Genomic DNA, 24,678 nt, shown 5'->3' with positions numbered 1-24,678 from the left:
TGAAATTCTAGCGAAAGTTGGTCAACAGGGGCCGTTCAGGCCTTGCGCGGCAGAACCACCCACTGACCGTCCAGCGCATGGATGCGTATGCGGTGCTCGAACACCGATTCGATGGCCGCATGGGTGGCGGCATCTTGGCCTGCGCCGTGGTGCACCACCTCGCCACCGCTCATGACCACGATGTCGTCGGCGTGCAGGGCCATGCCAATCTCGTGCAGCACACTCACCACCGTGGTGCCCTGAGCCAACAAACAATGCACCTGTTCCAGCCAGTCCACCTGGTGCGGCGGGTCCAGGTTGGCCAGGGGTTCGTCCATCAGTATGGTGGGTGCGTTGCCCGCCATGGCGCGGGCCAGCAAGACCCGCTGTCTCTCGCCGCCCGACAGCTCGCCCAAGGTGCGCTCGCGCCAGTCCCAAGCCTGGGTGGCTTTGAGGGCGGCTTCGACCATCTGCGCATCGGTTGGGGAAGATGCCCCCAGCCAGCCTTGGTGCGGCAATCGGCCCAGCATGGCCACATCCCAAACTCGCAAATCCAGGGTACTGGCTTCGCCCTGCCCCAACCATGACAGTTGCAAGGCCCTCTGTTGGCGGTTGAGAGCAGACAGCGGCTGACCCTGCCAAAGCACATGCCCGCTGAACGGCAACAAGCCCGCCAAGGCTTTGAGCAGGCTCGATTTGCCCGCGCCATTGGGGCCGACCACGCAGGTCCAGCGGCCTGCCTTAATTTGCAGGTCCAAGTTCTTGAGCACCAGCCGCGCCCCTAAGGTGAGGCTCAAGTCACGGACTTCCAAAGCTGCACTCATGTGCGCACTCCGGTGTCAGCATCGCGGTAAACACGCCACAACAAATAACCCCCACCCAACACCGCAGTGAGCACCCCGACAGGCAACTCTTGCGGCGCAAAAAGCACCCGGGCTGTCACATCGGCCAGCACCAACAAAGCGCCGCCCACGAGCGCCGACAACAGCATCTGCCAAGCGTGCGTGCAGCGCACCAGCGAGCGCACCAAATGCGGGGCCGCCAAACCGACAAACGCCACCAAACCGATGTGTGCCACAGCCGCACCAGTGGCCAAAGAAATCACGCCCACCAGCACCATCCGGGCCTGTGACAAAGGCACACCCAAGCTTTGCGCCGTGGCTTCGCCCAAGCTCAGCGCATCCAACACGCGGGCAAAGACCCAGGCCAGAACCAAGCACAGGCCTAAAACCGCTGCCATGGTGACGCAAGCCGTCCAGCTCACAAAAGCGGTCGAGCCCAGCATGAAGCCCTGCATGGCCTGCAACACCTGCGGCTGCAGCAGCGAGATCAATGACGTCACCGCCCCCAGCACCACGCCCACCACCACGCCCGCCAACAACAGGCGCAAGGTTTGTTGCACACCGCGCGCCAAAACCAGCGTGAGCACCACCGCCAGCACCGCGCCCACAAAAGCAGCGCCCGTCAGACCCAAGCCGAGCCACGCGCTCATGGTCCAAGCGCTGCCGCCAAACAAACTCAAATAAACGCCCACGCCCAAAGAGGCGCCCGAGGCACTGCCCAGCAAATACGGATCGGCCAGCGGGTTGCGAAACAAGCCTTGCGCCACAGCCCCAGCCAAGCCCAACAAGGCGCCACCCAACCATGCGCCTAAGCTGCGCGGCAGGCGAATGTCCCAAACGATTTGATGCGCCACCGGATCGGCAGGGGCCATCCACCAAGCCTGCCAGCCTTGACTGCCCGCGGCCGTGCCCAGCAAAACCACAGCCAAACCCAGAGCCAAAAGCCCCCAAGCCAAAATCGGTGCGCGTGTGGTGTTCACCGCAACACCCCGCTGTTGGGGCCTACAACTGCGTCAGCCTGGGCTGCAGCGCGGTTCAAGCAGACGGCCATGAGCCGAGCGCCCTCGGCCATGCGCGGTCCGGCACGCACCAACATGTCGGATTCTTCTGGCTTGAAAACACACAAACGCTGGCCTTGCATGGCACGTAAGCGGCTCCAGCCCGGGCGCTGCAGCATGCTGGCTCGGCTGCTGTCGCCAGCCATGATCACATCAGGCCGGGCCTGCACCACCCATTCGGGGTTGACCTGTGGAAACGGTCCCATGCTGGCAGGAAGGATGTTGCCCACGCCCATGCGCGTGAGCGTCTCGCCGATGAAAGACGACTCACTCGCGCCATAGGGCGCGGGGCTGACCTCAAAATAAACACGCTGCTGCCGTGCGGCTGGGCTGAGCGATTGCACCGCCGACTGCACGCCGTGTTGAATGCCTTGCCAAATTCGATCGCTTTCAGCAGCAGGCACATGCAAAACCTGGGCAACTGTGCGCCACACGCGCTCAGCATCAGCGTGGTTGCGAGGTTCAAGGCGAAGCACCTTCAGACCCAGCGCCTGCAAGCGATCTGCACCTCGGGTGGAGCCAGCGGCCAAGACCAGATCGGGCTTGAGCGCCACGATGCTCTCGATGTTCGGGTCCAAGCCGCCCCCTACACGCGATACAGCTTTGACCGACTCGGGCCAATTGGAATAACGGTCCAGCCCCACCAATTTGTGACACTGCTGCAAGGCGCACACCGTTTCGGTCAGGGACGGCAACAAGCTCACGATGCGCTGCGGAGCTTGGTCGATCTGCACTTTTTGCTCGCGGTCGTCGAGCACGGTGACGGCTTGGGCGGGCTGCGCGCACGCCCAGACGACACCGACCAAGGCTAAGGCCAAGGCCACGGATTGAGCCCAGCTTCTCGTGAGATCAGCCATGCAGCGCTTCCCACTGGCTGAAGATGCGGTGCATCTGCGCCACGCCATCCGTGAGAGACGCTGGACCGGGCTGCAAAATGTCGGCCGATTTGATTTCGAAAATCTGCCCGGTGCGAACCGCCGGCACATCTTGCCAACCGGGTCTGGCCGCCACTTTTTCCGGGCGAAACTTCTTGCCGCACCACGAGCCGATGATGATGTCGGGCGCGCGGTCAATGATGCTTTGGCCGTTGGCAATGATCCGGTCCTTGCCCAAGGACTGAACCGCCAACTCCGGGAAAACGTCATCGCCTCCGGCGATGCCCATCAGCTCAGACACCCAGCGGATGCCACTGATGTGCGGCTCATCCCACTCTTCAAAAAACACCTTTGGCCTGCGCTTGAAGCCTGCGGCCCGATGCGCGATGGCATCCAGTTCGGCTCGCATGGTCTGCAAACGCGCCAAGCCCTGATCGGCCTGCCCCACCATGGCCGCCACCTGGTAGAGCATAGAAAAAACCTCGTCAACGCTGCGCTGGTTGAAGATGGTGACCTGCACCCCCGCCTTGATCAACAAGGAAGCAATGTCGGCCTGCAAATCCGAAAAACCAAAAACACAATCGGGCTTGAGCGCCAAGATCTTGTCGATCTTGGCGCTCAAAAACGCACTCACCTTGGGCTTTTCCGCGCGGGCACGGCGCGGACGCACCGTGTAGCCGCTGATGCCCACAATGCGCGCCTCCTCACCGAGAAGGTAAAGCCACTCGGTGGCCTCTTCGGTGAGGCAGACGATGCGTTGGGGGAGTAAAGCGTGCATATCAGTCTCAAGGCTTGACGGGCTTCATCTTCCAGCTCAAACCTATCGTGAAAGTACGTGGCAACTGGTTGTAGCCAAATGCTGTTTGGTAGCGGGCATCTGTGAAGTTCTCAATTCGGCCAAAAGCAGTCCAATCACGGCTCAGCACATACCTCGCTGTCAGGTCTACAAGCACATTACTGGGAAGCTCTGGCATCCCTGCAACGTCAGGTCTTGCACCCGTGTAGCGGACACTGCCTCCCAGCGTCCACAAGCCCAGCGATTGAGACACAGACACCGAAGCGAGCGTCTTGGCGCGCCGCACCAATTGAAGGCCCGTTGTTTGGTTGATTGGATCTTGCAAAGACAGACTTGCTCGCAAGTCTGTCATGTGAAATCGACCGCTGTAACTGGTTTCAAGTCCTTGATTCTTCACACGACTGACGTTGCCAAATTGCCATGTATTGAAATCGTACAAAAGCAAGTCGCTGGTTCGCGTGTCGAACCAAGTGGACCTCAGGCGGTGTGGCCCAGATGCCCACTGCAATCCAAACTCTTGTGTTTCCGCCGTTTCAGGCCGCAAATTAGAATTTCCACTGTAGGGGTCATAAAGATAACCCAAAGGCGGCACATTAAAAGCTGTCGAATGGCTTGCGATCAGTTTCCAATAGCGATTCAAGTTGAAGCCGTAGCCAAAGTACACCGAATCTTTGTGCGACATGCCCTGCACATGATCACGACGGGCATTGAGTTGCAGACCGTGCGCATTCCGGTTGAAAACAGCACCACCATAAACCGCAGACGCCGACCGCTGTCGAGACAAACCTGAAACACCATCTGTGGACATTTCAATGCCTTGCGACTGGTGATCTGCCCCCCATGACAACACCCAGGAATCCAGATCAAATTTGTTGCTCCAGGATGTGATCTGGCTGCGTGTTTCAGCCTCAGTCGCGAAAGGAAACGAACCCAGCGTTTGTGTGGTGTTGCGCTCCTTGGCATCGGAATAGCTCAGACGAGCAGACCAGATGGGGTTCAAACGTCCAGACCAAAAAAAAGAGTTGCTGTCGATTTTGGCCCCCCCTTTGTGAACGTCTTGAGGGGAAGAAAAGCTGCTCGGCACATCATAGTCAAAACGTCCATTGAATTGTGTTGAACGCAGCCCCAACTGATGGTCGGTATTGAGTTTGTAAGACAAAGCCAAGGTGCGATTTTCGTTGGTATAGCCATCCAGATCGGGATTGGCATTGACGGTTTGAGGGATATTGGCGGCATTGATACCGCGGGTATCGAGGTGGCTCACAGACACGGAGTATCCGAATTGACCGACTGAACCCTGAGTTCCCATTTGCCTTCTGCTGGTTCCCAACGAGCCTTGCTCCACAGTGGCAAAAACCGTGGGTTCACCCGCGCCTTGGCGGGTGAAAACTTGGATCACACCGCCAACCGCACCGCTACCGTGGATGGCAGACACATTACCTCGCACAATTTCAATTCGGTCTACCTGGTCGAGCATGATGTGTTCGAGGCTGACAGCACCCGTCGTATCCTGCTTCGTCATCGGCACCCCATCCACCAACACCAAAACTTGAAGCGAAGCTGCACCCCTTAAAAAGGAAGTTGCTTGCCCACCGCGACCACCGGTTTGGGTGAACTGAAATCCGGCCTCTCTGGACAGCAAGCTGGGCAAATCCATGACTTGGGATTGCTCAATCGCATCACGACCCAAGACAGTGGTGTGAGGCAAGACATCGGTCAATATTTGCTCTGTGCGACTGGCAGTCACCACGATCTCTGGTTTATTTGTTTGTGCAAGCAGTGGCGAACAAAAAACAACCAAGGATGAAATAACGGGCACAACTGAACGCGCACGAATGGAACGATTTTTCATTTAAAACCAACAAGTCAAACGCCCTCACCGCCTTCCCCGACAGTGCATGGGCTTTACAACCCGTCTTGCGACAGGTCACCTTGTTGGCCGGTATCCGGGCTGGTAGATGCAACCTTCATCACCTTCCCAACGGCCTGTTTCAGAGCCATCAGTGGTTTGAGATGAAAGCTGGGTTTTCGTTGGACTGAAAACCCGTCTACTTACCGTTGCGGGGGCAGCGCAGGTTAGGTAGGCCGTGTTGGCCTGGCCCTCCTGCTTCCCGTTGAACTGCGGACTGTGAACCAGTTCCGCGAGCACCAACAAGCCACCATTCTAGGTGCAAAGCTGTCAGCAACCCTACAAAATCATTGAAGCCTGAGGCGCACGTTCTACAATAGGCAACTTCTTTTTCCAGTTTGCCATGGCCCACTCCAACACCATCGATCAAATTGCCGAACGTGTGGATCACCTGTTGCTGCGTCACGAAGAGCTTCAGAGAACCAACGCGTTACTGACACAACAAGTGCAGTCCCTGACGACCGAAAGGGATCAACTCAAGTCGCGTTTGGCTGCAGCTCGGGCTCGGGTCGATGCCCTGATCGAGCGCCTGCCATCTTCTGCCCCCACGTCGCCTGAGGCCTCCGCATGAGCAACAAACAGATCGATGTCCAGATCATGGGCCAAAGCTACATCTTGGGTTGCCCTGTGGGCGGTGAAGAAAGCCTGCTGACCGCGGTGCGCAAAGTCGATGAGGCGATGTGCAAAATCCGCGATGCTGGCAAGATCAAGGCACGTGACCGCATTGCTGTCTTGGCGGCTTTGAATTTGGCATTTGAGCAAGTGGGCACGCCCTCAGTAGAAGCCAGCACCACACCGACCAGCAGCACCGATCTGCCTGCCGACTCCCAAGAGCGTTTGAATCAATTGCTCAAGCGCTTGGACCAGGTCATCGAAAAGGATGGCCAGCTGCTTTGATGGCGGCGCCATGCGCCTTTGCGCTTTGCGTTCTGTGCGGCTCTTTTCATCATGGGGCTGCAGACGCCCCGCTAAAGACCTACAATCCAAATTGTCTGCAGTGCACGCCGGGCTTTATATTTCCTTGAACCAATGCTCTTAGAGCCCGGGCTTGGAACATCGGCTGGTGAGCGTGATCATCTCGCGTCAGATGAACCCAACGCCAGTCTGCCCTTGCCCACCTGAACCCCGGTTCAGGATGCCGGTCCGGTGGCACTTGCAGACACCTTTCACGCGATTTGAATTCAATGAGGAAGAACAGCATGAGGTGGCTGCGCTATTCACACCAAGGCCACATGGGCATAGGTCAATTGGTGGGTGAAACCATTCATGTTCATCAAGGTCTTCTTTTTAATAGTCCGCAACCCACGGGCGAGACCTTGAGTGTGTCGCAGGTTGAGATCTTGGCGCCCTGCCATCCCACCAAAGTTTTGGCTCTTTGGAACAATTTCAAAACGGCTGCAGAAAAGAATGGTTGGAGTGCGCCTTCAGAGCCGCTCTACTTTCTCAAATCGCCCAATTCATATTCGCACCACCTTCAAGACGTCATTCGGCCCCCTCACGATGTCGGACGGGTGGTTTACGAAGCGGAGCTGGGCATCGTCATCGGTAGACGCGGACGCGACATTCCACTTGATGAAGCTGAGAACTTTATTTTTGGCTTCACCTGTGTGAACGACGTCACAGCCATTGAGCTGCTGAAAGCAGACACAAGTTTTGAACAATGGACGCGGGCTAAAAATTTTGATGGATTTACCCCTTTTGGTCCTTGGATTGAAACCGACTTGGATTGCACCCAAGCGATCGTGACCGCTAAAGTCAACGGAAGAGAGCGCCAAAATTACCCTGTGAGTGACATGTTTTTCTCTCCTCAAGAATTGGTCGCCAAACTCTCCAGAGGCATGACTTTGGAGCCCGGCGATATCATTTCTTGCGGCACATCCATCGGGGCCATGCCTTGGCAAAATGATGCCGTTGTCGAAGTGAGCATTGAAGGCATTGGCACTCTCTCTAACACCATGAAAGCCTCAGCATGAGTTTGAACATTGCCATTGTGGGCGCAGGCGCCATTGGGGGTTACCTCGGTGTGAAGTTGGCCTTGTCGGGTTGCAACGTCACCTTTATTGCGCGCGGCGAAAATCTCAAAGCCATTCAAGCCAATGGCATGACGCTCACTTTAGAAGACGGCACATCACTGCACGCTCCTCACGTCCAGGCCTGCACCATTGATGAAGCGACACCGCACGACTATGTGTTTTTGACCATGAAGTCGCATCAAGTCAGCCCAGTTGCCGAACAAATTGGACGCCTGTGCCACGACAATACTGCCGTGGTCACCCTGCAAAATGGCGTGCCTTGGTGGTACTTTTACAACTTGGTGGGCGAGTATCAAGATCGTCAATTGAGCTCCATCGATCCTGGTGGCGCCCAATGGCAGCACATTGGCCCACAACGTGTGATTGGTGCGGTGGTTTACCCCGCGGCCGAGTTGGTTGCGCCTGGTGTTGTGAAACTCATTGAGGGCAACCGCTTTACCTTGGGTGAGCCCAGTGGCGAAAAGTCACAACGTGTGACCCAATTGGCGCAGGCCATGATTGCCGCTGGATTCAAGACGCCTGTGTCCACGGACATTCGCAGCGAGTTGTGGGTAAAACTTTGGGGCAACCTCACTTTCAACCCCGTGTCTGCCTTAACGCACGCCACACTCGAAGACATTTGCACTTTTGATCTCACCCGCAATTTGGCAGCCCGCATGATGGCGGAAGCCCAAACCGTGGGAGAAAAACTGGGCGTTCAATTCAAGATCAGCATCGACAAACGGATTGCGGGCGCCCAAGCCGTTGGCGCGCACAAAACCTCCATGCTGCAAGACATTGAGCATGGCAAAGCTTTGGAATTAGAGGCGCTATTAGGCAGCGTGATTGAGCTGGGCAAAATCTGCAACATGCCCACGCCCACACTCGACTCGGTTTACGCCATGACGCGCTTGCTCGAGCAGAGTGTGTTGAAAAGTGGCAAAGGCCTTAGCCTCGACTGAGCTTCTTGAAGACCCCCCACACTGGCCACAACAGCATGAAGATGGCCAATCCAGTGATAGAGCCAGCCAATGGCGTGCTCACAAAAATTTCCAAGCTACCCTTAGAAATCAGCATGGACTGTCTAAAGCTGGTTTCGGCCATGTCCCCCAGCACCAAAGCCAACACCAAGGGGGCCAGAGGGTATTTGAGCTTTTTGAAGGCGTAGCCCATCAAGCCAAAGATCAGCATCAAGACAACATCCAGCATGCTGTTGTGGACTGTGTAGGCACCCACGGCACAGATCACCACAATCACTGGCGCAATGATGGAGAACGGAATTCTCAAAATAGCCGCCCACCAAGGGACAGTGGTCAAGACCACAATCAAGCCCACAATGTTGCCCAAATACATCGAGGCAATCAGCCCCCAGACAAAATCTTTTTGCTCGGTGAACAACAAGGGGCCGGGTTGCAGACCCCATATCAGCAGGCCGCCCAACAAAACAGCCGCTGTGGGTGAGCCAGGAATTCCGAGCGTGAGCATGGGCAACAAAGCGCTCGTCCCTGCCGCATGGGCGGCAGTTTCGGGTGCGATCACACCTTCAATGGCACCTTTGCCAAAATTTTCAGGATGCTTTGAAATTCGTTTGGCTGTGCCGTAACTCATGAAAGAAGCAGGTGTTGCGCCCCCTGGTGTCACGCCCATCCAGCACCCGATCAAACAAGCGCGCAAGGATGTAGCCCAATACTTGGGCAGTTCCTTCCAAGTGTCGAGGACATCTCTGAGGGTGATGCGACCCTTTTGTCCTTTGAAGGCAAGACCCTCTTCCATGGTGAGCAAAATTTCCCCGATACCAAAGAGGCCAATTACCGCGATCAAAAAGTCAAAGCCTTTGAGCAAACTTTCTTGGCCATAGGTCATGCGCAATGTGCCGGTCACGCTGTCCAAGCCCACAGCGGCCAGAGCAAAACCCAACATCATGGCCAACATGGTTTTGACGGGGGGCTCTTTGCTCATCCCAATGAAGCTTGCAAAAGTAAGCAACTGAACTGCAAAGAATTCAGGCGGTCCAAAGTTAAGTGCAAACTTGGCCACCAAGGGCGCCAAAAATGTCACCATGAGAACGGCTACCAAGGCCCCCACAAATGACGATGTGAAGGCCGCGGTCAAGGCTTGCGCGGCCTTGCCCTTTTGCGCCAAGGGGTAACCATCGAAGGTGGTCGCCACCGACCAAGGCTCACCTGGAATGTTGAACAGGATGGAAGTGATGGCGCCTCCAAACAAGGCACCCCAGTAAATGCAAGACAGCATGATGATGGCGGACGTGGGTGACATGCCAAAGGTCAGAGGCAGCAAAATGGCCACACCATTGGCACCGCCCAAACCTGGCAATACACCAATCAACACGCCCAGAAAAATGCCTATCAGCATGAAGCCAATGTTAGGCAGTGTCAGCGCAACTGCAAAGCCATGAAACAGGTTGTTGAGTTCATCCATGATCAATGGCCCAACCAAGTTTCAATGAAGCCTTTTGGCAACGGTAAATTGAACCAAACCTCAAACAAGGCAAACAAAGCTGCGCTGATACCCAAGCCGACTGCTATTGATTTGTAGTAACTGTATTTGCCCTGCCAGACCATAAAGGCTGCGACGAAAGTCATTGAGGCCAAATAAATTCCCAAAACAAAGATGGCGGCCGTGAAGACCGCAGACGGGATGAGCATCAGCAACATCAAGTTGAACTCATGCTTTTCGGCAAATACTTCTTTGCCATCGTCTTTCTTCCAACTCAGCAAGGTTTGCAAAATGACCCAAGCAGCGCCGCCCAGCAAAAGGCAACCAATGTAAAAAGGGAAATAACCAGGTTCTGGGCCATCGCTGCCCCATGCCTTGCCTACGCGAATACTGTCGGTTATGACCAACAAGCTCACGCCTACAAAGCATGCAGCCACCAACAACTCCATCCACCGCATTTGCAGGTGTGTGTTTGTTTTCATGACAAGGTCCTCAGAGTTTTTATTTGGCGAGGAAACCCGCTTCACGCATGAGGCGGTAATGCTCCACCTCTGCTTTCAGCAACCAATCTTGAAACTCTTGACCCTTCATGAAGGTGTCTTTGAAAGCGCCGGTCTCCATGAATTCTTTCCACTCAGGAAGTTGGCGTACTTTTTGTAAAACATCGGTGAAATAAGCCACTTGTGCTGGCGTGGCCTTGGGCGGCATGAAAATGCCACGTAACATCAAATACTCGACATCAAGACCTTGCGATTTGCAGGTGGGAATGTCTTTCCAAGACTGTGTAGGGGTGATTTTTTTGGGATAAGGCATGACCTGAGAATCAAACACACACAATGCCCTCAAAGAGCCGCCCTTCCAGTGGGCCACCGCTTCAATGGGGTTGTTCACCGTGACATCCACGTGCTTTCCTACCAATTGAACCGCTACATCACCACCGCCTTTAAAAGGGATGTAGATCATTTTTTTGTTGGTGGCTTTTTCAATGGCCACCGTGATGATCTGGTCTTCTTGTTTGGAACCCGTTCCGCCCATTTTGAATTTGCCAGGTTCAGCTTGCTTGATGGCCTTGGTCAAGTCGCCCGCCGATTTATAGGGTGACTCGGCATTGACCCAAAGCACAAACTCGTCCAATGCCAGCATGGCCACAGGGGTCAGATCTTTCCAATTGAAGGGAACACCCGTTGCCAAGGGGGTCGTGAATAAATTAGACAGTGTGATGATGATTTTGTGACCATCTGGTCGAGCCCCTTTGGCATCCAAAAAGCCTTCTGCTCCCGCACCCCCCGATTTGTTGACCACCACCAAGGGTTGGGCCATGAGTTTGTGCTTGGTAATCACCCCTTGAAGAAACCGCGCCATTTGATCAGCGCCGCCGCCCGTGCCTGCTGGCACGATGAACTCGACATTTTTAGTGGGTTCCCAATTAGATTGGGCTTGAGCGTTGAAACTGAACAAGCAGCTGACCGCCAAGGCAGCTGTGTTGATGAACATCCAGAGACGATTTTTCACAGTAAACTCCTTGGTAATTTATTTGACTCGTTAGTATCGTACTAGAATGATTTGTATCTTGTCGAGTAAAAAATCCGTTCAACAACACTTTTTTATCTTTCATCCATGAAAACCCTCCATGAACTTTTGGCTTTTGGTAATTCTGAGTCTGTTTGTTTGACCGCTGCCAACAGTGCGCCTATGAGTTATTCAGAATTAATGAAACTGAATAACTATGTTCAAAAAGAATTCAACCAAGTTGGTATTGGCCGGAACGATCGTGTGGCGCTCGTTTTACCCAACAGCGCAGAAATGGCGGCCAGTTTTGTGACCGTGGCCTGTTGCTGTACCTCAGCGCCCCTCAACCCCAGCTACCGCGCCGATGAATTCGAGTTTTATCTCAATGACTTGAACGCCAAAGCCTTGGTCGTTGAAAAAGGTTCGAACAGCCCTGCAGTGGAAGTCGCCGCCAAAATGGGTATCGCACTCATCGAACTAGAACCCACACCGACGATGGGCGCTGGCTCTTTCACGTTGAACATGAATGGCCTCTCGCCAAAGGCGGCACAGCACCCTGGTCAAGCTCAGCCTGACGACGTGGCCCTGGTGCTTCACACATCGGGCACCACCTCGCGCCCCAAAATTGTTCCACTGACACACCGCAACGTCACTGCTTCAGCGCAGAACATTGCCCAAAGTACGCGCTTCACCAGTTCCGATCGCGGCTTGAATGTCATGCCCCTCTTCCACATTCACGGCCTGATTGCCGGCATCTTGGCGCCGCTGTCTCAAGGCGGGGAAGTCTTTTGCACCAGCGGGTTCAATGCCTTGAAGTTCTTCAGCCAAATGGACGAAGTCAAGCCCACTTGGTACACCGCAGTGCCCACCATGCACCAAGCTATTTTGTCCAGATCGGCCCACAACAAAGAAATCATTTCAAGGGTGCCACTTCGATTCATTCGTTCATCATCCTCTTCGTTACCGCCGCAGGTTTTGGCAGAGCTCGAAGCCACCTTCAATGCGCCAGTGATCGAAGCTTATGGCATGACCGAGGCGGCCCACCAAATGGCTTGCAATCCGCTGCCGCCTGGACAAAGAAAACCAGGCACCGTCGGCTTGGCTGCAGGCCCCGAAATTGCCATCATGAGTGCAGAGGGTGATTTATTGCCGGTAGGGAGCACTGGCGAAATTGTGATCCGCGGCAGCAACGTCACCCCTGGCTATGAGAACAACAACAAAGCCAACGCGGAAGCCTTCAGCAATGGATGGTTCAGAACGGGTGACCAAGGCGTCTTGGATGCACAGGGCTATGTCAGCATTACAGGCAGACTCAAAGAAATCATCAACCGCGGTGGAGAAAAAATCAGCCCGCGCGAAGTCGACGAAGTTTTGATGGACCATCCTGCTGTTGCACAGGTCGTTTGCTTTGGCATCCCTCATGACAAGTTGGGTGAGGAAGTCGGCGCTGCCGTGGTTCTGCGCGAAGGCATGTCGGCCACTGAAAAAGAACTCCGCGAATACACGGCCACACGTTTGGCCGATTTCAAAGTGCCGCGTAAAGTTTTGCTGATGGAAGAAATTCCCAAAGGGGCTACTGGTAAATTGCAACGCATTGGCATGGCTCAGAAACTCGGATTGGCCTAAACCCATGGAAGCTCAAATCTTTTTAGAACTGGCCCTGACTGGCACGGTTGTTGGGTTCATGGCTGGCTTGTTGGGTTTGGGCGGTGGGTTGATGATGGTTCCAGTGTTGAGTTTTTTACTCGGCAACATGGGCGTCGCTGACGATCTGTCCATCAAAATGGCCATTGTGACGTCCATGTCGACCATTTTGTTCACATCGGTCTCTAGCGTGAGGACCCACCAAAAGTTGGGCGCTGTGCGATGGGACTTGGTCAAAGGTTTAGCGCCTGGCATTGTGCTGGGAAGTGCCATGGCCAGCCTCTGGATTTTTGTAGCTGTAAAAGGCGCCACATTGGCCATTTTGTTTGGTCTGTTTGTCTCTTTTTCTGCCTTTCAAATGTTTTTGGATAAAAAACCAAAACCATCACGTCAAATGCCGGGTTTCGCAGGTCAATTGGGCATGGGTGGTCTGATCGGGCTGCTGTCTGGCTTGGTTGGCGCTGGGGGAGCTTTCGTCAGTGTGCCTTTGATGACCTGGTGCAACGTGGCCATACACAACGCCATTGGCACCAGCGCTGCTTTGGGATTTCCCATTGCACTTGCGAATGTCACCGGCTTTGTCATCAGCGGTATGAAACTGGATAACCTGCCAGACTGGTCACTTGGCTATATTTGGCTACCTGGCATGGTGGTCATTGCATGCTTCAGCGTTTTGACGGCCCCTTTCGGTGCCAGAGCGGCACATCGACTCCCGGTGAAGAAATTGAAAAGGGTGTTTTCTTTCTTCTTGGTGTTTCTTGCGGTCTACATGTTCAACAAAGGCATGAGTGCTACTTGACGGGGTGGTTGGACATGCGTCTCATCCAGTGACGCACCAAGGCGCTTGGTCATGAACCAGCCCCATCCACAAGGTCCAACCGGACACGCTGGTCAAAGCCAACCCCGCTGTGCGCATGCCCCAAGATCCGTCGCCCAGGGTTTGCATGCGCAAAAAAATCCAAGGCCCTGCCCAAAGGCTGATGCTGCTGCCCAGGGCAAACAAGGCCATGGTGGCTGCACCCTCTAGCGGCTGGCTGGTCAGGGCAGCCACCATCAGGGCCGAATAAAGCAAACCGCATGGCATCAAGGCCCACAGCCCGCCCACCATCCACGGTGCAGCGCGCGCCCAGCGGGTGTTGAAGGCACGCACGCGCGCCCACAAACGGCGCGCACCGGCATCCAGCCACACAGGTTGACGGGCTTGCAGCATGAGCAGCAAGCCCAGCACCAAGGCCGTCAGGTGCAGCAAAGTCCAGACGGGGCGAATGGCGGCCGATTGCGTGGTCAGCCACCCTAAGCCCTGTATGCTGGCAGCAGCCAAGGCACCCAAAAGCGCATAGCCACCCAAGCGACCAAATTGGAAGGCCCACATGGCCTGCGCACGTCTTTCTCCAGCGGCTTGGCCCAAGCCCGCACAGGCAGCGCCGCACATGGCCACGCAATGCGGCCCACCGAGAACCCCCATCATCAGGGCCGTGATGGCCAAAGAGCTTTGCATGGTGAATTCAGTTGTAGGTCCATCTGGTCATTGTCAACGATGCCCAGATTGGTCAAACAGGGAGGCTTGTAAGCTCAGATGATTTTGGAAAACCGGTGGCGATTTCGGTCCGCCTGAAGGTAGCGGTCAAACACCATCGCCACGCCCCGCACAAAGAACCACCCTGTTGGTGTCACCTGAATGCCCGTCTCGCTCAGTTGAACCAATCCCTGGGCTTGCAGGTCTTCAAGTTGGCACAACTCTTTGGCAAAGAGCATCTTGAAATCGACCAGCCAAGCCAAGTTGATCGACTCGAATTGCACATGACCCTGACACATCAAGGCCATGATGACCGAGCGGCGAATCAGGTCGTCGCGTGACAGCGCCACCCCCCTGACCACAGGGAAACGGCCCTGGTCTAACGCGTCGACATACTCTTCCATGGTCTTGGCGTTTTGGCTGTAAGTGGAACCGACACGGCCAATCGAGGACATGCCCAAAGCGATCAAATCGCCATCGGCTTGGGTGCTGTAGCCCTGAAAGTTTCGGTGCAAACGACCCTGCCTTTTCGCCACCGCCAATGGGTCATCTGGCAAGGCGAAGTGGTCCATGCCGATATAGATGTAGCCCACCTCGGTCAAGGCATCGAGCGAGCGCGACAACATGGCCACCTTGGCGCCACCCACCGGCAAGTCTTGCGCGTGTATGCGTCTTTGCGGCTTGAAACGATCCGGCAAATGCGCGTAAGCGTAGAGTGCGATTCGGTCAGGCCTGAGACTTTTGATTTGTGCCAATGTCCGGTCAAAAGACGCGGGAGTTTGCAAGGGCAAACCGTATATCAGGTCCACATTGACCGATTCAAAACCCAATCTGCGTGAGGCTTCAACCAGCTGGAAAACTTGCTCGGCCGGTTGAATTCGGTGCACCGCTTTTTGTACGGCAGGGTCAAAGTCCTGAACGCCAAAACTCAGGCGGTTAAAGCCCAACTCGGCCAACACAGCCAAACGGCCCTCATCCACGGTACGCGGATCGACTTCAACCGAGTATTCACCCCCGGGAACAAAAGCAAAGTGCGCCCGCAACATGGCCATGAGTTGACGCAGTTCCTCGTCGCTCATGAAGGTGGGCGTGCCCCCACCCAGGTGCAATTGGCTCACCGGCTGACCAAGCCCCAGATGTTGGCTGTGCAGGATCACCTCTTTCGTGAGGTATCGCAGATACGTGGCTGCCCGGTCTTTGTGTTGGGTGATGATTTTGTTGCAAGCACAGTAATAACAAAGCGATTCACAAAACGGAATGTGAACGTACAAGGACAAGGGCGACTGCTGCCCCACACGGCCGCAATGGCGTTGCTGCAAAACCTGGATGTAATCGGCCTGGCCAAATGCCTCTACAAATCGGTCAGCAGAGGGGTAAGAGGTGTATCGCGGTCCAGATACATCAAAGCGTGTCAACAATTCAGGCGTGATGACGGACATGTGTCTGCCCCTTGGTAAAACGTGTGCCAAACAATGTCACGACTTTGCCTTTCAGACCCAGCCCAAGTATTGACCCAAATCAAACAAGCTACCGGTTTCCGATGATTTCCAGTCCATATCGGGTACAGGCTGAACATACGTCAATTTTTGGCCTTAAGCTCAAGACTTGATCCAGAGCAAATTCATTTTTTTACATTGGATAAAACATGAATCCACAAGCCATCAAAGTCGCCTGCTCCAACTGCAACTTGCGCGAGTTGTGCATGCCCATGGGCCTGAATGACCATGACTTGAACCGACTAGACGACTTGGTCGCCGTTCGGCGAAAGGTCAAAAGAGGCACCACCTTGTTCACCAACGGCGACAAGTTCACTTCTTTGTATGCGATTCGCACTGGATTTTTCAAAACCTGCCTGGCCACCGAAGACGGGCACGACCAGGTCACGGGTTTCCAGATGGCGGGCGAAATCATAGGCCTTGACGGCATCGTGAACGACCAGCACAGCTGCGACGCGGTGGCCCTGGAGGACGCAGAGGTCTGTGTGATGCCTTTTGATCGGATCGAGGAAATTTCTCGCGAAGTGACTGCTCTGCAACACCATGTGCACAAAATCATGAGCCGTGAAATCGTGCGCGAGCACGGCGTGATGCTGCTTTTAGGCAGCATGCGTGCGGAGGAGCGCTTGGCTGCTTTCTTGTTGAACTTGGTCCAACGCCTGCATGCACGGGGTTTCTCGCAGTCTGAGCTGGTCCTGCGCATGACGCGTGAAGAAATCGGGAGCTACTTGGGCCTGAAGCTTGAGACCGTGAGTCGCACTTTTTCAAAATTTGTCGACGACGGATTGGTCGAAGTAAAACAACGCCACGTCCGCATCCTAGACAGCGATGGTCTGCAACGGTTGGTCAACCACAACGCCTGCAACTGAAATATTCAAGCTGGGTTGAGGCCCTGGACCACCAAACTTCAAGGTTTGGTGGGCTCAGATGAAGACTCAGCAGGCTCAGGCAACTCACCCGTCGCGGCATGGTTGCGTCCTTGCATGGCAGGCGCATGGGTGATGCCTTGGCGCTCTTGCATCGCCGTCCGCGGCGTGACCGTGATCACAGGGTCAGGGTGGCTCACCGCAATGTAGAGCGTTGTAAACCCGGCCACCACCACCACCGCGGGGCCCGCAAACACCATCCAGACCAGGCCAAATCGCCACCATGGCAGTCCATCTTGGGGGTTCTTCATTGCATGGATCATGCTTGTCTTTCCAAAAAAGTCATTCAACGGGGAACCAAAAACACGGTTTTTTCACTCAAAAAACCGGCCGATTGGCCATCTGGCCAGGTCGCCTGAATGCGAAAATCAATCGGGTGCGAACCTGGTGCTGCAGCCTCATAGGGCATTTGCAAACGGACAGAGACCCAGCGCGATTCGGTTGCCGCTACTTGCACGCCCGTTTCACTGACCAGACTCAGGCCCAGCAAGCCGTCGACCTGTAGGTCGAACGTCAATTTTTGCTCTGCCGCGTTCATGATTTGCAGACGGTACACGTTCTCCATCTTGCCGCCTGCCACGATACGAGCCATGGTGGCGCGATCGCGCTCAATGTCCACCTTGAACGGCAAGCGCAACCACAAAGACGCACCAACGCTGATGATGATGGCCCACAACACAGCGGTGTAAATGAGCACACGAGGCCGAAAAATTCGCCGAACCGTTTGTCCCCAAGTCCAACCATGGTCAAGCGCGTTTTGTGTCGAAAACTTGACCAAGCCACGCGGATAGCCCACCTTGTCCATGACCGTGTCGCACACATCCACACAAGCGCCGCAGCCTATGCACTCGTACTGCAAGCCTTTGCGAATGTCGATGCCCGTGGGGCAGACCTGAACGCACAAAGTACAGTCCACACAAGAGCCCAGCCCGAGGGCTGTGGGGTCTGCCTTCTTGGAGCGGGCACCACGCGGCTCGCCACGCGCCTCGTCGTAAGTGACGATCAAAGTGTCCTTGTCGAACATGGCGCTTTGAAAGCGTGCATAAGGGCACATGTATTTGCAGACTTGCTCGCGCATGAATCCAGCGTTGCCATAGGTGGCCAAGCTGTAAAAAAGAATCCAGAAAATTTCCCAAGGGCCAAAACCCAAGGACAGGATCGACGCGGTCAAATCGCGTATCGGCGTGAAGTAGCCGACAAAGCTGAAACCTGTCCACAAAGACAGCGACAGCCAAACCGCTTGTTTACCGCTTTTGCGCGACAGCTTGTTGAAGCTCATGGGCGCCGCGTCCAAACGTTGACGGGCTGAGCGGTCGCCCTCAAACTGGCGCTCGACCCACATGAAGACCTCGCTGTAAACGGTTTGTGGGCATGCAAAGCCACACCACAACCGCCCAGCCACTGCCGTGAACAAAAACAACGACAGCGCTGAGATGACCAGCAAAGCGGTCAGGTAAATAAAGTCCTGCGGGTAGAGCACCAAACCAAAAATATAAAAGCGGCGCGCACCCAGATCAAACAAAACCGCCTGTCGCTGACCCCACTCCAGCCATGGCAAACCATAAAAAACCAATTGCGTGACGAACACGGTGAACCAACGCCAACGCGCAAACATGCCTTGCACGCTGCGGGGGTAAATTTTTTGCTGCGCTTGGTACAAAGACACCATCTCCCCTTCGACTGGCAAAGGCGCGATGGGAATGACACCGCGGGAGGATGGTTTATCGGAAGTAGGCAACGTGCAAACCTTGGATCAGTTTTTGCAGCGGACACGGCCTGCTGCAATGGCTGTCATCACTTGGTGACTTTGGCCACGGCGTTGTTGGACAAACTCCAGACATACGCCGCGAGGACATGGATCTGGCCTTCGGTCAGCTTATCGGCCTGTGCGGGCATCTGATTGAGCTTGCCGTTGTTGATGATGTTCACGATGGCGTTCTCTCCCCAGCCGTGCAACCAGATGTCGTCGGTCAGGTTGGGTGCGCCCATGGCTTGATTGCCCTTACCGTCCATGCCGTGGCAAGCGGCACAGACCCCGAATTTGGACTTGCCCAGCGATGCACGCAAGGAGTCGTGTGGGCTGCCCGACATGCTCAGCACGTAGTGCGCCAAGTTGCGCACGTCTTCGGGCGTGCCCACGGCTGCGGCCATGGGCGGCATATTGCCGGCACGGCCTTGTACCAAAGTGGTTTTGATGGCATCTGGCGTGCCGCCATACAACCAATCGGCATCTGCCAAATTGGGGAAGCCCTTGCTGCCGCGTGCGTCAGAGCCGTGGCACTGGGCGCAGTTGTTCATGAACAGACGATCACCAATGGCCAGGGCCTGCGGGTCTTTGGACACTTGCTCGGGCGGCATCCCAGAAAACTTGGCGTAAAGCGGCGCCACTTCGGCATGGCCTTTGGCCACTTCGGCCTCGTACTGACCGGCCGAAGACCAACCAAATTTACCTGCGAAGCTGCCTGCGCCCGGGTACATGGCCAGGTAAACGAAAGCAAAAATGATGGTGATGACGAACAATCCCACCCACCAGCGTGGCAGCGGGTTGTTCATCTCGCGCAGGTCACCGTCCCAAACGTGCCCCGTGGTGTTGTCGTTGGCCGTCATGGCCTTGGCCTTGCCGCTGAACCACAGCAAAGCCAAGCAGGCGATGATGCTGAACAGCGTGATGCCGGCCACATACACGTGCCAGAAATTGCTGATGAAGTCACTCATGGAGATTCCTTGGTATTGTTTTTTGTGCTGGAGGATGGCTCAGTCGTCCTGGCGAAACGGCAGTTGTGCCGCCTCGTCAAATTCGGCCTGGTTGCGGCGCGACCACGCCCACGCCACGATGCCGACAAAGCAGCAAAAGGCGAGCAAGGTCACGGCAGAGCGCATGGTGTTGATGTCCATGACAATTCCTTATTTGCGGTGGGTACCCAGCACCTGCAGGTAGGCGATGACGGCGTCCAGCTCGGTCTTGTCTTTCACCGCTTCAGGTGCTTTGGCAATTTCTTCGTCGCTGTATGGCGCACCCAAGGTGCGCAAGCCGTTCATATGGGCTTGGATGGAGGCAGCACTGGCAGGTGCTTTCTCAAGCCACGGATAGGCCGGCATGTTGGACTCAGGAACCAGATCGCGCGGGTTGGTCAAATGGATGCGGTGCCACTCGTCGCTGTAGCGACCGCCCACGCGGGCCAGATCGGGGCCCGTGCGCTTGGAGCCCCACTGGAATGGCCGGTCGTAGACGAATTCACCCGCCAGCGAGTAAGGGCCGTAGCGCAGGGTTTCGGCGCGGAAGGGGCGAATCATTTGCGAATGGCAGTTGTAGCAGCCTTCGCGCACATACACATCGCGCCCCACCACTTGAAGCGCGGTGTAGGGCTTGAGGCCCGGCACCGGCTCGGTGGTTGATTTTTGGAAGAACAGTGGCAGGATTTCAACCATGCCACCCACCAACAAAACCAGCAGGATCAGCACGATCATCAGGAAGTTGTTGGTTTCGACTTTCTCATGCGACAAGCCGCCTGATTTTTGGTTTTGAGCCATGTTTGATTTCTCCTCAGGCGTGTGCGATTTCGAGATTGGGGATTCGGACTTCCACCGAACGACCTTGCGTCACCGTCTTGAAGGTGTTCCACAACATGATCAACATGCCGCCGAAGTACAGCAAACCACCGAGCAAACGCAACACATAGAACGGGTAAGTGGCTTTGACGGACTCCACAAAGGTGTAGGTCAAGGTGCCGTCCGCGTTGATGGCGCGCCACATCAGGCCTTGCATCACACCGGCAATCCACATGGCTGCGATGTAGATCACGATGCCGATGGTGGCCGTCCAAAAGTGGATTTCAATGGCCTTGACGCTGTACATCTGCTTTTGACCAAACAGGCGGGGAATCAGGTAGTACATGGAGCCCATGGTCACCAGACCCACCCAACCCAAAGCACCCGAGTGCACATGGCCCACGGTCCAGTCGGTGTAGTGGCTCAGCGCGTTGACGGTCTTGATGGACATCATCGGGCCTTCAAAAGTCGACATGCCGTAGAACGAAAGAGACACGATCAAAAAGCGCAGGATCGGGTCATCACGCAGTTTGTGCCAAGCGCCCGACAAGGTCATGATGCCGTTGATCATGCCGCCCCAGCTGGGGGCCAACAAAATGAGTGAGAAGACCATGCCGATCGACTGTGTCCAATCGGGCAAGGCGGTGTAGTGCAGATGGTGGGGACCCGCCCACATGTAAGTGAAAATCAACGCCCAGAAGTGCACGATCGACAGGCGATACGAATACACAGGACGTTCAGCCTGCTTGGGGATGAAGTAATACATCATGCCCAAGAAACCGGCCGTCAAAAAGAAGCCCACCGCGTTGTGGCCGTACCACCATTGCACCATCGCGTCTTGCACGCCCGCGTAGGCCGAGTAAGACTTCATCATGCCCACAGGCAAGGCCGCGCTGTTGACAATGTGCAGCAATGCCACGGCGATGATGAAGGCCCCAAAAAACCAGTTGGCCACATAGATGTGACGCACCTTGCGTGTGCCAATGGTGCCAAAAAACACCACTGCAAAAGCCACCCAGACCAGTGTGATCAGGATGTCGATCGGCCATTCGAGCTCGGCGTATTCCTTGCCGCTGGTGAATCCCAAGGGCAAAGAGATGGCCGCCAAGACGATGACCAATTGCCAGCCCCAGAAGGTGAAAGCGGCGAGCTTGTCGCTGATCAGGCGCACGTTGCAGGTGCGCTGCACCACGTAATAAGCGGCGGCAAACAAGCCGCAACCTCCGAACGCGAAAATCACCGCGTTGGTGTGCAAGGGCCGAAGACGCCCATAGCTGAGCCAAGAAATGCCGAAGTTGAGCTCCGGCCAAGTCAGCTGGGCCGCAATGATCACGCCGACCAGCATGCCCACCACACCCCAGACCACCGTCATGATGGCGAACTGTCTGACCACCTTGTCGTTGTACGAAGTCGCCTGCATATTGGCAAATTTCATTTTCACCTCTTGTTTTTAAAATCTTCGAAACGAGTGTGCACGGGCGTACATTGCAAGGACTTGATCGAAATCAATCGTCACGCAAAATTCGTTCGCCTTCGGCCTCGATGTCCTCAAATTGACCGCGGTAGATGGCCCACCACAAACCCGCCAAGATGAAAAACACCAAGGCCACCGACAAAGGAATCAACAAATAAAGGATGTCCATGTTGTTGAATTAAGTGGATGGATGGGCTGCATCCGGTGTCGTCAACACTTCGGGCAAGGCCTTGGACAGGCGCAGCGCATTGAGCACAACCCCCAGTGAACTGAGTGCCATGCCCAAACCCGCCGCCCATGCGGGCAACCAACCCACGACGGCCAGCGGCACACATGCAGCGTTGTAAATGGCCGACCACCACAGGTTTTGCCGGACGATGCGAAGGGTCTGGCGACTGCGCTGCACCGTACTGACCAGCACATCGAGTTGTCCACTCATCAGCACAAAGTCTGATTTGGACTGCGCCAATGGAACGGCTTGTCCCAAGGCAAAAGACACATCGGCCCCGGCCAATACAGGACCGTCGTTCAAGCCATCGCCCACCATCGCCACTTTGTGACCTTGGGCTTGCAAGGCCTGCAGTGCTTGCAGTTTGTATTGGGGGCTGCAACAGCCCTGCGCTTCTGAAATGCCCACCGCATGCGCCACTTGGGTCACTGCCGCTTGGCCATCGCCAGACAGCACTTTCAAGCGCAACCCCAGCTGTTTCAGTTGACGCACCACGCGCGCAGCCTCGGGTCTGATTTCTTCGGCCAACTCAAAGCTGGCCATCCATCCCGATGCGTCAGCCAAGCTCACTTGCAAGTGGTGACTAGCGAGAGGCGGTGCAGCGCAAAAAGCGGCAGAGCCCAAGCGAAACAGCATGCCATCTTGTCCTGGGCACTTCAAAGCACCTTGCACACCCTGCCCCGCTTGCTCAATCAGCTCGTGCGCCGACAGCGCCTCCAGCGCAGGCAATCGGCTCTCGGCTTGGGCTTGACGCCGGGCTTTGGACCACAAGGCCCGCGACACTGGGTGTAAGGAATGGCGCGCCAAAGTGCCCGCCAAGTCCAAGGCCCGCGCTTGCCCCACTCCTTCTCGGGTGTGGATGCGAACCACTTCAAATGCATCGCGCGTCAAGGTGCCTGTCTTGTCAAAAATCACGGTATCGATGCCCGCCAGATTTTGCAAAGCGCTGAGCCGACGCACCAAAACACCGCTGCGGGCGAGTGCCCCAGCCGTGGCCAGCATGGCCGCAGGCGTGGCCAGCGACAAGGCACAAGGACAGGTCACGATCAAAACCGCCACCGCCACCATCACCGCATGGGCGGGGTCGGTGGGCCACCAGTAGATGGCCGAGCCCAGCGCCGCCAACATCACGCCCATCAAAAAGGGCTTGGCCCAACGGTCCACCAGCAAAGCCATGGCCGGTTTGGAAACGGCCGCACTTTCCATCAAGGACACGATTTGTGCGTAACGCGTGGATGCGCCAATTTGCTCAATCTGGATCTGCAAAATGCCACTCAGGTTGTGGCTCCCTGCGATCACACGGTCTCCAGCTTGACGAGCCAAGGGCCGCGACTCCCCGGTCAGCAAGGCTTCGTCGACTTGAGCCTGGCCACTCAACACCAAGCCATCCGCTGCAAAAGCCTCGCCGGGCAAGACCTCGATCACATCTCCCACTTGCAGACGACGAACTGACATGAGCACCCAGCAGCCGTCGGGTTGAAGCTTGCGGACGCTTTCAGGCAGTCGGTTCAGCACCGCCTCCAAGGCGCCCGCTGTGCGGTCGCGCATGCGCAACTCCAGCCATCGTCCCGTCAGCAAAAAGAAAACGAACATGGTGAAGGAGTCGAAAAAAACCTCTGCACCAAACAGCCCGAGAGGCTCAAAAGTGCCCAAAGTGCTCACCACAAAGGTCACCACCATGCCCAGAGCCACGGGCAAATCCATGCTGATTTTTCGCTCACGCAAGTCGCGCCATGCATATCTCAAAAACGGAGCGCAAGAGAAAAAAATCACTGGCAAAGACAAGACCCAAGACGCCCAACGCAGCAGATGCATGGACTCGGGGGCAATGTCACCCGGATCACTCAGGTACGCCGGGGTCGCGTACATCATGACTTGCATCATGCACATGGCCGACACAGACCAACGCCAGACCATGCGCCGCGCTTCGTCGCGCCGCATAGCGTGGGCATGGGCGTCGTTGGCAGGCACTGCTTTATAGCCATAGCGATCAACGGCGCGCATCCACTCAGACGGACGGGTCAACTCAGCAGACCAAACAATTTGCCCACGGTGGCTGGCACCGCTGATTTGAGCCGACTGCACTCCGGGCACGGTCCGCAATGCATCTTCGAGCGTGATCGCACAAGCTGCGCAATGCATGCCTTCAAAGACGACACTCGAGGTCCATCTATCCGGTTCACTTTGGCTCGAAAAACTGAATGCAGCCCACTCCTCGGGGGTATCGAGCAGTTGCAAGCGGGCATCGGCATCGAGAGCTGCGTCTGCGTCGGGCGATGAATGCACGCTTAGAACACCGTTTGTTTCAGCGGCGTGCGAAGGAAGGCCCGAAAAAACATTGACTTGTGTCATGTTTCAAAGATACGCCAGCCGACCCATTCAAAGCTTGATGTGCATCAAGCGGCTG

General features: G+C 55.8%; 25 protein-coding genes, 1 other RNA gene and 1 riboswitch. Of the genes, 8 read left to right on the top strand and 18 right to left on the bottom strand.

All coding sequences use genetic code 11. The features are described from left to right. Nucleotides 1–35: 35 nt before the first annotated feature. Genes Q1M54_RS07795 through Q1M54_RS07775 form a run of 5 tightly spaced genes read right to left on the bottom strand, consistent with a single transcriptional unit; the run spans nt 36 to nt 5,297 of the window. Nucleotides 36–803 (bottom strand): ABC transporter ATP-binding protein, encoded by a 768-nt coding sequence (locus tag Q1M54_RS07795; RefSeq protein WP_300555944.1) that lies wholly within the window; start codon nt 801–803, stop codon nt 36–38. Then, the gene (locus Q1M54_RS07790) at nt 800–1,801 is read right to left on the bottom strand and encodes an iron ABC transporter permease (RefSeq protein ID WP_300555942.1); all 1,002 of its coding nucleotides are present in this window, start codon (nt 1,799–1,801) and stop codon (nt 800–802) included. Before Q1M54_RS07790 ends, Q1M54_RS07795 begins: the two co-directional genes overlap by 4 nt. After that, nucleotides 1,798–2,736, bottom strand: coding sequence for a helical backbone metal receptor (locus Q1M54_RS07785; RefSeq protein WP_300555940.1), 939 nt, complete (start codon nt 2,734–2,736; stop codon nt 1,798–1,800). Before Q1M54_RS07785 ends, Q1M54_RS07790 begins: the two co-directional genes overlap by 4 nt. After that, nucleotides 2,729–3,532 (bottom strand): ABC transporter substrate-binding protein, encoded by an 804-nt coding sequence (locus tag Q1M54_RS07780; RefSeq protein ID WP_300555938.1) that lies wholly within the window; start codon nt 3,530–3,532, stop codon nt 2,729–2,731. The genes Q1M54_RS07785 and Q1M54_RS07780 overlap by 8 nt, the downstream gene beginning before the upstream one ends. A gap of 7 nt (nt 3,533–3,539) precedes the next feature. Beyond that, complete coding sequence (locus Q1M54_RS07775; protein WP_300555936.1) at nt 3,540–5,297, bottom strand: TonB-dependent receptor; 1,758 nt, start codon at nt 5,295–5,297, stop codon at nt 3,540–3,542. A gap of 172 nt (nt 5,298–5,469) precedes the next feature. After that, nucleotides 5,470–5,718, bottom strand: a riboswitch (cobalamin riboswitch). Between the two features lie 84 nt (nt 5,719–5,802). Between Q1M54_RS07775 and Q1M54_RS07770 the strand changes: the two genes are divergently transcribed. From Q1M54_RS07770 to Q1M54_RS07750, 5 genes are all read left to right on the top strand, one after another. Beyond that, nucleotides 5,803–6,030 (top strand): DUF904 domain-containing protein, encoded by a 228-nt coding sequence (locus Q1M54_RS07770; RefSeq protein WP_300555934.1) that lies wholly within the window; start codon nt 5,803–5,805, stop codon nt 6,028–6,030. Further along, nucleotides 6,027–6,356, top strand: a complete 330-nt coding sequence (locus Q1M54_RS07765) for a cell division protein ZapA (RefSeq protein WP_300555932.1) — start codon at nt 6,027–6,029, stop codon at nt 6,354–6,356. Before Q1M54_RS07770 ends, Q1M54_RS07765 begins: the two co-directional genes overlap by 4 nt. 89 nt (nt 6,357–6,445) lie before the next feature. Beyond that, a non-coding RNA gene (gene ssrS, locus Q1M54_RS07760) (6S RNA) lies at nt 6,446–6,625 on the top strand. Nucleotides 6,626–6,643: 18 nt separating this feature from the next. Next, on the top strand, nt 6,644–7,432 hold the full coding sequence (locus tag Q1M54_RS07755; RefSeq protein WP_366146253.1) for a fumarylacetoacetate hydrolase family protein: 789 nt from the start codon (nt 6,644–6,646) through the stop codon (nt 7,430–7,432). Further along, the gene (locus Q1M54_RS07750; RefSeq protein WP_300555928.1) at nt 7,429–8,433 is read left to right on the top strand and encodes a 2-dehydropantoate 2-reductase; all 1,005 of its coding nucleotides are present in this window, start codon (nt 7,429–7,431) and stop codon (nt 8,431–8,433) included. The genes Q1M54_RS07755 and Q1M54_RS07750 overlap by 4 nt, the downstream gene beginning before the upstream one ends. Here the strand turns inward: Q1M54_RS07750 and Q1M54_RS07745 are convergent. From Q1M54_RS07745 to Q1M54_RS07735, 3 genes are read right to left on the bottom strand one after another with little or no spacing between them, the layout of a single operon-like run. After that, nucleotides 8,420–9,910: a tripartite tricarboxylate transporter permease gene (locus tag Q1M54_RS07745; protein WP_300555926.1), complete on the bottom strand. Its 1,491-nt coding sequence runs from the start codon at nt 9,908–9,910 to the stop codon at nt 8,420–8,422. The genes Q1M54_RS07750 and Q1M54_RS07745 overlap by 14 nt on opposite strands. Nucleotides 9,911–9,912: 2 nt before the next feature. After that, a complete protein-coding gene (locus Q1M54_RS07740; protein WP_300555924.1) occupies nt 9,913–10,410 on the bottom strand; it encodes a tripartite tricarboxylate transporter TctB family protein in 498 nt (165 codons plus the stop codon). Between the two features lie 19 nt (nt 10,411–10,429). Continuing rightward, nucleotides 10,430–11,422 (bottom strand): tripartite tricarboxylate transporter substrate-binding protein, encoded by a 993-nt coding sequence (locus Q1M54_RS07735; RefSeq protein WP_300556045.1) that lies wholly within the window; start codon nt 11,420–11,422, stop codon nt 10,430–10,432. Between the two features lie 123 nt (nt 11,423–11,545). Here Q1M54_RS07735 and Q1M54_RS07730 point away from each other — a divergent pair, with 123 nt between their 5' ends. Both Q1M54_RS07730 and Q1M54_RS07725 read left to right on the top strand, forming a co-directional pair. Further along, complete coding sequence (locus Q1M54_RS07730) at nt 11,546–13,063, top strand: acyl--CoA ligase (protein ID WP_300555921.1); 1,518 nt, start codon at nt 11,546–11,548, stop codon at nt 13,061–13,063. A 4-nt stretch (nt 13,064–13,067) separates the two neighbouring features. Then, nucleotides 13,068–13,880 (top strand): sulfite exporter TauE/SafE family protein, encoded by an 813-nt coding sequence (locus Q1M54_RS07725; protein ID WP_300555919.1) that lies wholly within the window; start codon nt 13,068–13,070, stop codon nt 13,878–13,880. Nucleotides 13,881–13,901: 21 nt separating this feature from the next. Here the strand turns inward: Q1M54_RS07725 and Q1M54_RS07720 are convergent, their stop codons facing one another. Together Q1M54_RS07720 and hemN are read right to left on the bottom strand one after the other, a co-directional pair. Beyond that, nucleotides 13,902–14,579, bottom strand: a complete 678-nt coding sequence (locus tag Q1M54_RS07720; protein ID WP_300555917.1) for a sulfite exporter TauE/SafE family protein — start codon at nt 14,577–14,579, stop codon at nt 13,902–13,904. Between the two features lie 74 nt (nt 14,580–14,653). Further along, nucleotides 14,654–16,036 (bottom strand): oxygen-independent coproporphyrinogen III oxidase, encoded by a 1,383-nt coding sequence (gene hemN, locus Q1M54_RS07715; RefSeq protein WP_300555915.1) that lies wholly within the window; start codon nt 16,034–16,036, stop codon nt 14,654–14,656. A gap of 206 nt (nt 16,037–16,242) precedes the next feature. Here hemN and fnr point away from each other — a divergent pair, with 206 nt between their 5' ends. After that, nucleotides 16,243–16,962, top strand: coding sequence for a fumarate/nitrate reduction transcriptional regulator Fnr (fnr, locus tag Q1M54_RS07710; protein ID WP_300555913.1), 720 nt, complete (start codon nt 16,243–16,245; stop codon nt 16,960–16,962). A 38-nt stretch (nt 16,963–17,000) separates the two neighbouring features. Here the strand turns inward: fnr and Q1M54_RS07705 are convergent, their stop codons facing one another. The 8 genes from Q1M54_RS07705 to Q1M54_RS07670 form a co-directional block, all read right to left on the bottom strand. Then, nucleotides 17,001–17,282, bottom strand: a complete 282-nt coding sequence (locus Q1M54_RS07705) for a nitrogen fixation protein FixH (protein WP_300555911.1) — start codon at nt 17,280–17,282, stop codon at nt 17,001–17,003. A 23-nt stretch (nt 17,283–17,305) separates the two neighbouring features. Then, on the bottom strand, nt 17,306–18,688 hold the full coding sequence (gene ccoG, locus Q1M54_RS07700) for a cytochrome c oxidase accessory protein CcoG (RefSeq protein ID WP_300556043.1): 1,383 nt from the start codon (nt 18,686–18,688) through the stop codon (nt 17,306–17,308). Between the two features lie 125 nt (nt 18,689–18,813). Further along, nucleotides 18,814–19,734, bottom strand: a complete 921-nt coding sequence (ccoP, locus tag Q1M54_RS07695; RefSeq protein ID WP_300555909.1) for a cytochrome-c oxidase, cbb3-type subunit III — start codon at nt 19,732–19,734, stop codon at nt 18,814–18,816. 39 nt (nt 19,735–19,773) lie between these two features. Beyond that, on the bottom strand, nt 19,774–19,914 hold the full coding sequence (locus tag Q1M54_RS07690) for a cbb3-type cytochrome c oxidase subunit 3 (RefSeq protein WP_300555907.1): 141 nt from the start codon (nt 19,912–19,914) through the stop codon (nt 19,774–19,776). 9 nt (nt 19,915–19,923) lie between these two features. Beyond that, a complete protein-coding gene (ccoO, locus tag Q1M54_RS07685) occupies nt 19,924–20,550 on the bottom strand; it encodes a cytochrome-c oxidase, cbb3-type subunit II (RefSeq protein ID WP_300555905.1) in 627 nt (208 codons plus the stop codon). Between the two features lie 13 nt (nt 20,551–20,563). Beyond that, nucleotides 20,564–22,003: a cytochrome-c oxidase, cbb3-type subunit I gene (ccoN, locus tag Q1M54_RS07680; protein ID WP_300555903.1), complete on the bottom strand. Its 1,440-nt coding sequence runs from the start codon at nt 22,001–22,003 to the stop codon at nt 20,564–20,566. Nucleotides 22,004–22,073: 70 nt separating this feature from the next. Continuing rightward, a complete protein-coding gene (ccoS, locus tag Q1M54_RS07675) occupies nt 22,074–22,211 on the bottom strand; it encodes a cbb3-type cytochrome oxidase assembly protein CcoS (RefSeq protein ID WP_300555901.1) in 138 nt (45 codons plus the stop codon). Nucleotides 22,212–22,220: 9 nt separating this feature from the next. After that, on the bottom strand, nt 22,221–24,623 hold the full coding sequence (locus Q1M54_RS07670; RefSeq protein WP_300555899.1) for a cation-translocating P-type ATPase: 2,403 nt from the start codon (nt 24,621–24,623) through the stop codon (nt 22,221–22,223). Nucleotides 24,624–24,678: the final 55 nt, after the last annotated feature.

The organism is Limnohabitans sp. Rim8, assembly GCF_943326455.1.
In the GTDB taxonomy this organism is placed as follows: domain Bacteria; phylum Pseudomonadota; class Gammaproteobacteria; order Burkholderiales; family Burkholderiaceae_C; genus Limnohabitans_A.
This window is presented reverse-complemented; position numbering and strand designations above follow the sequence as displayed.

What these genes read in the sequence shown, in the direction of transcription:
- hemN (WP_300555915.1), bottom strand. Translation starts at nt 16,036, where the DNA reads ATGTCCGTCATCACGCCTGAATTGTTGACACGCTTTGATGTATCTGGA.
- Q1M54_RS07735 (WP_300556045.1), bottom strand. Translation starts at nt 11,422, where the DNA reads ATGTTCATCAACACAGCTGCCTTGGCGGTCAGCTGCTTGTTCAGTTTC.
- Q1M54_RS07730 (WP_300555921.1), top strand. Translation starts at nt 11,546, where the DNA reads ATGAAAACCCTCCATGAACTTTTGGCTTTTGGTAATTCTGAGTCTGTT.
- ccoO (WP_300555905.1), bottom strand. Translation starts at nt 20,550, where the DNA reads ATGGCTCAAAACCAAAAATCAGGCGGCTTGTCGCATGAGAAAGTCGAA.
- Q1M54_RS07755 (WP_366146253.1), top strand. Translation starts at nt 6,644, where the DNA reads ATGAGGAAGAACAGCATGAGGTGGCTGCGCTATTCACACCAAGGCCAC.
- Q1M54_RS07690 (WP_300555907.1), bottom strand. Translation starts at nt 19,914, where the DNA reads ATGGACATCAACACCATGCGCTCTGCCGTGACCTTGCTCGCCTTTTGC.
- fnr (WP_300555913.1), top strand. Translation starts at nt 16,243, where the DNA reads ATGAATCCACAAGCCATCAAAGTCGCCTGCTCCAACTGCAACTTGCGC.
- ccoS (WP_300555901.1), bottom strand. Translation starts at nt 22,211, where the DNA reads ATGGACATCCTTTATTTGTTGATTCCTTTGTCGGTGGCCTTGGTGTTT.
- Q1M54_RS07765 (WP_300555932.1), top strand. Translation starts at nt 6,027, where the DNA reads ATGAGCAACAAACAGATCGATGTCCAGATCATGGGCCAAAGCTACATC.
- Q1M54_RS07725 (WP_300555919.1), top strand. Translation starts at nt 13,068, where the DNA reads ATGGAAGCTCAAATCTTTTTAGAACTGGCCCTGACTGGCACGGTTGTT.
- Q1M54_RS07705 (WP_300555911.1), bottom strand. Translation starts at nt 17,282, where the DNA reads ATGATCCATGCAATGAAGAACCCCCAAGATGGACTGCCATGGTGGCGA.
- Q1M54_RS07670 (WP_300555899.1), bottom strand. Translation starts at nt 24,623, where the DNA reads ATGACACAAGTCAATGTTTTTTCGGGCCTTCCTTCGCACGCCGCTGAA.
- Q1M54_RS07785 (WP_300555940.1), bottom strand. Translation starts at nt 2,736, where the DNA reads ATGGCTGATCTCACGAGAAGCTGGGCTCAATCCGTGGCCTTGGCCTTA.
- ccoG (WP_300556043.1), bottom strand. Translation starts at nt 18,688, where the DNA reads ATGGTGTCTTTGTACCAAGCGCAGCAAAAAATTTACCCCCGCAGCGTG.
- ccoN (WP_300555903.1), bottom strand. Translation starts at nt 22,003, where the DNA reads ATGAAATTTGCCAATATGCAGGCGACTTCGTACAACGACAAGGTGGTC.
- Q1M54_RS07720 (WP_300555917.1), bottom strand. Translation starts at nt 14,579, where the DNA reads ATGCAAAGCTCTTTGGCCATCACGGCCCTGATGATGGGGGTTCTCGGT.
- Q1M54_RS07740 (WP_300555924.1), bottom strand. Translation starts at nt 10,410, where the DNA reads ATGAAAACAAACACACACCTGCAAATGCGGTGGATGGAGTTGTTGGTG.
- Q1M54_RS07770 (WP_300555934.1), top strand. Translation starts at nt 5,803, where the DNA reads ATGGCCCACTCCAACACCATCGATCAAATTGCCGAACGTGTGGATCAC.
- Q1M54_RS07795 (WP_300555944.1), bottom strand. Translation starts at nt 803, where the DNA reads ATGAGTGCAGCTTTGGAAGTCCGTGACTTGAGCCTCACCTTAGGGGCG.
- ccoP (WP_300555909.1), bottom strand. Translation starts at nt 19,734, where the DNA reads ATGAGTGACTTCATCAGCAATTTCTGGCACGTGTATGTGGCCGGCATC.
- Q1M54_RS07780 (WP_300555938.1), bottom strand. Translation starts at nt 3,532, where the DNA reads ATGCACGCTTTACTCCCCCAACGCATCGTCTGCCTCACCGAAGAGGCC.
- Q1M54_RS07745 (WP_300555926.1), bottom strand. Translation starts at nt 9,910, where the DNA reads ATGGATGAACTCAACAACCTGTTTCATGGCTTTGCAGTTGCGCTGACA.
- Q1M54_RS07750 (WP_300555928.1), top strand. Translation starts at nt 7,429, where the DNA reads ATGAGTTTGAACATTGCCATTGTGGGCGCAGGCGCCATTGGGGGTTAC.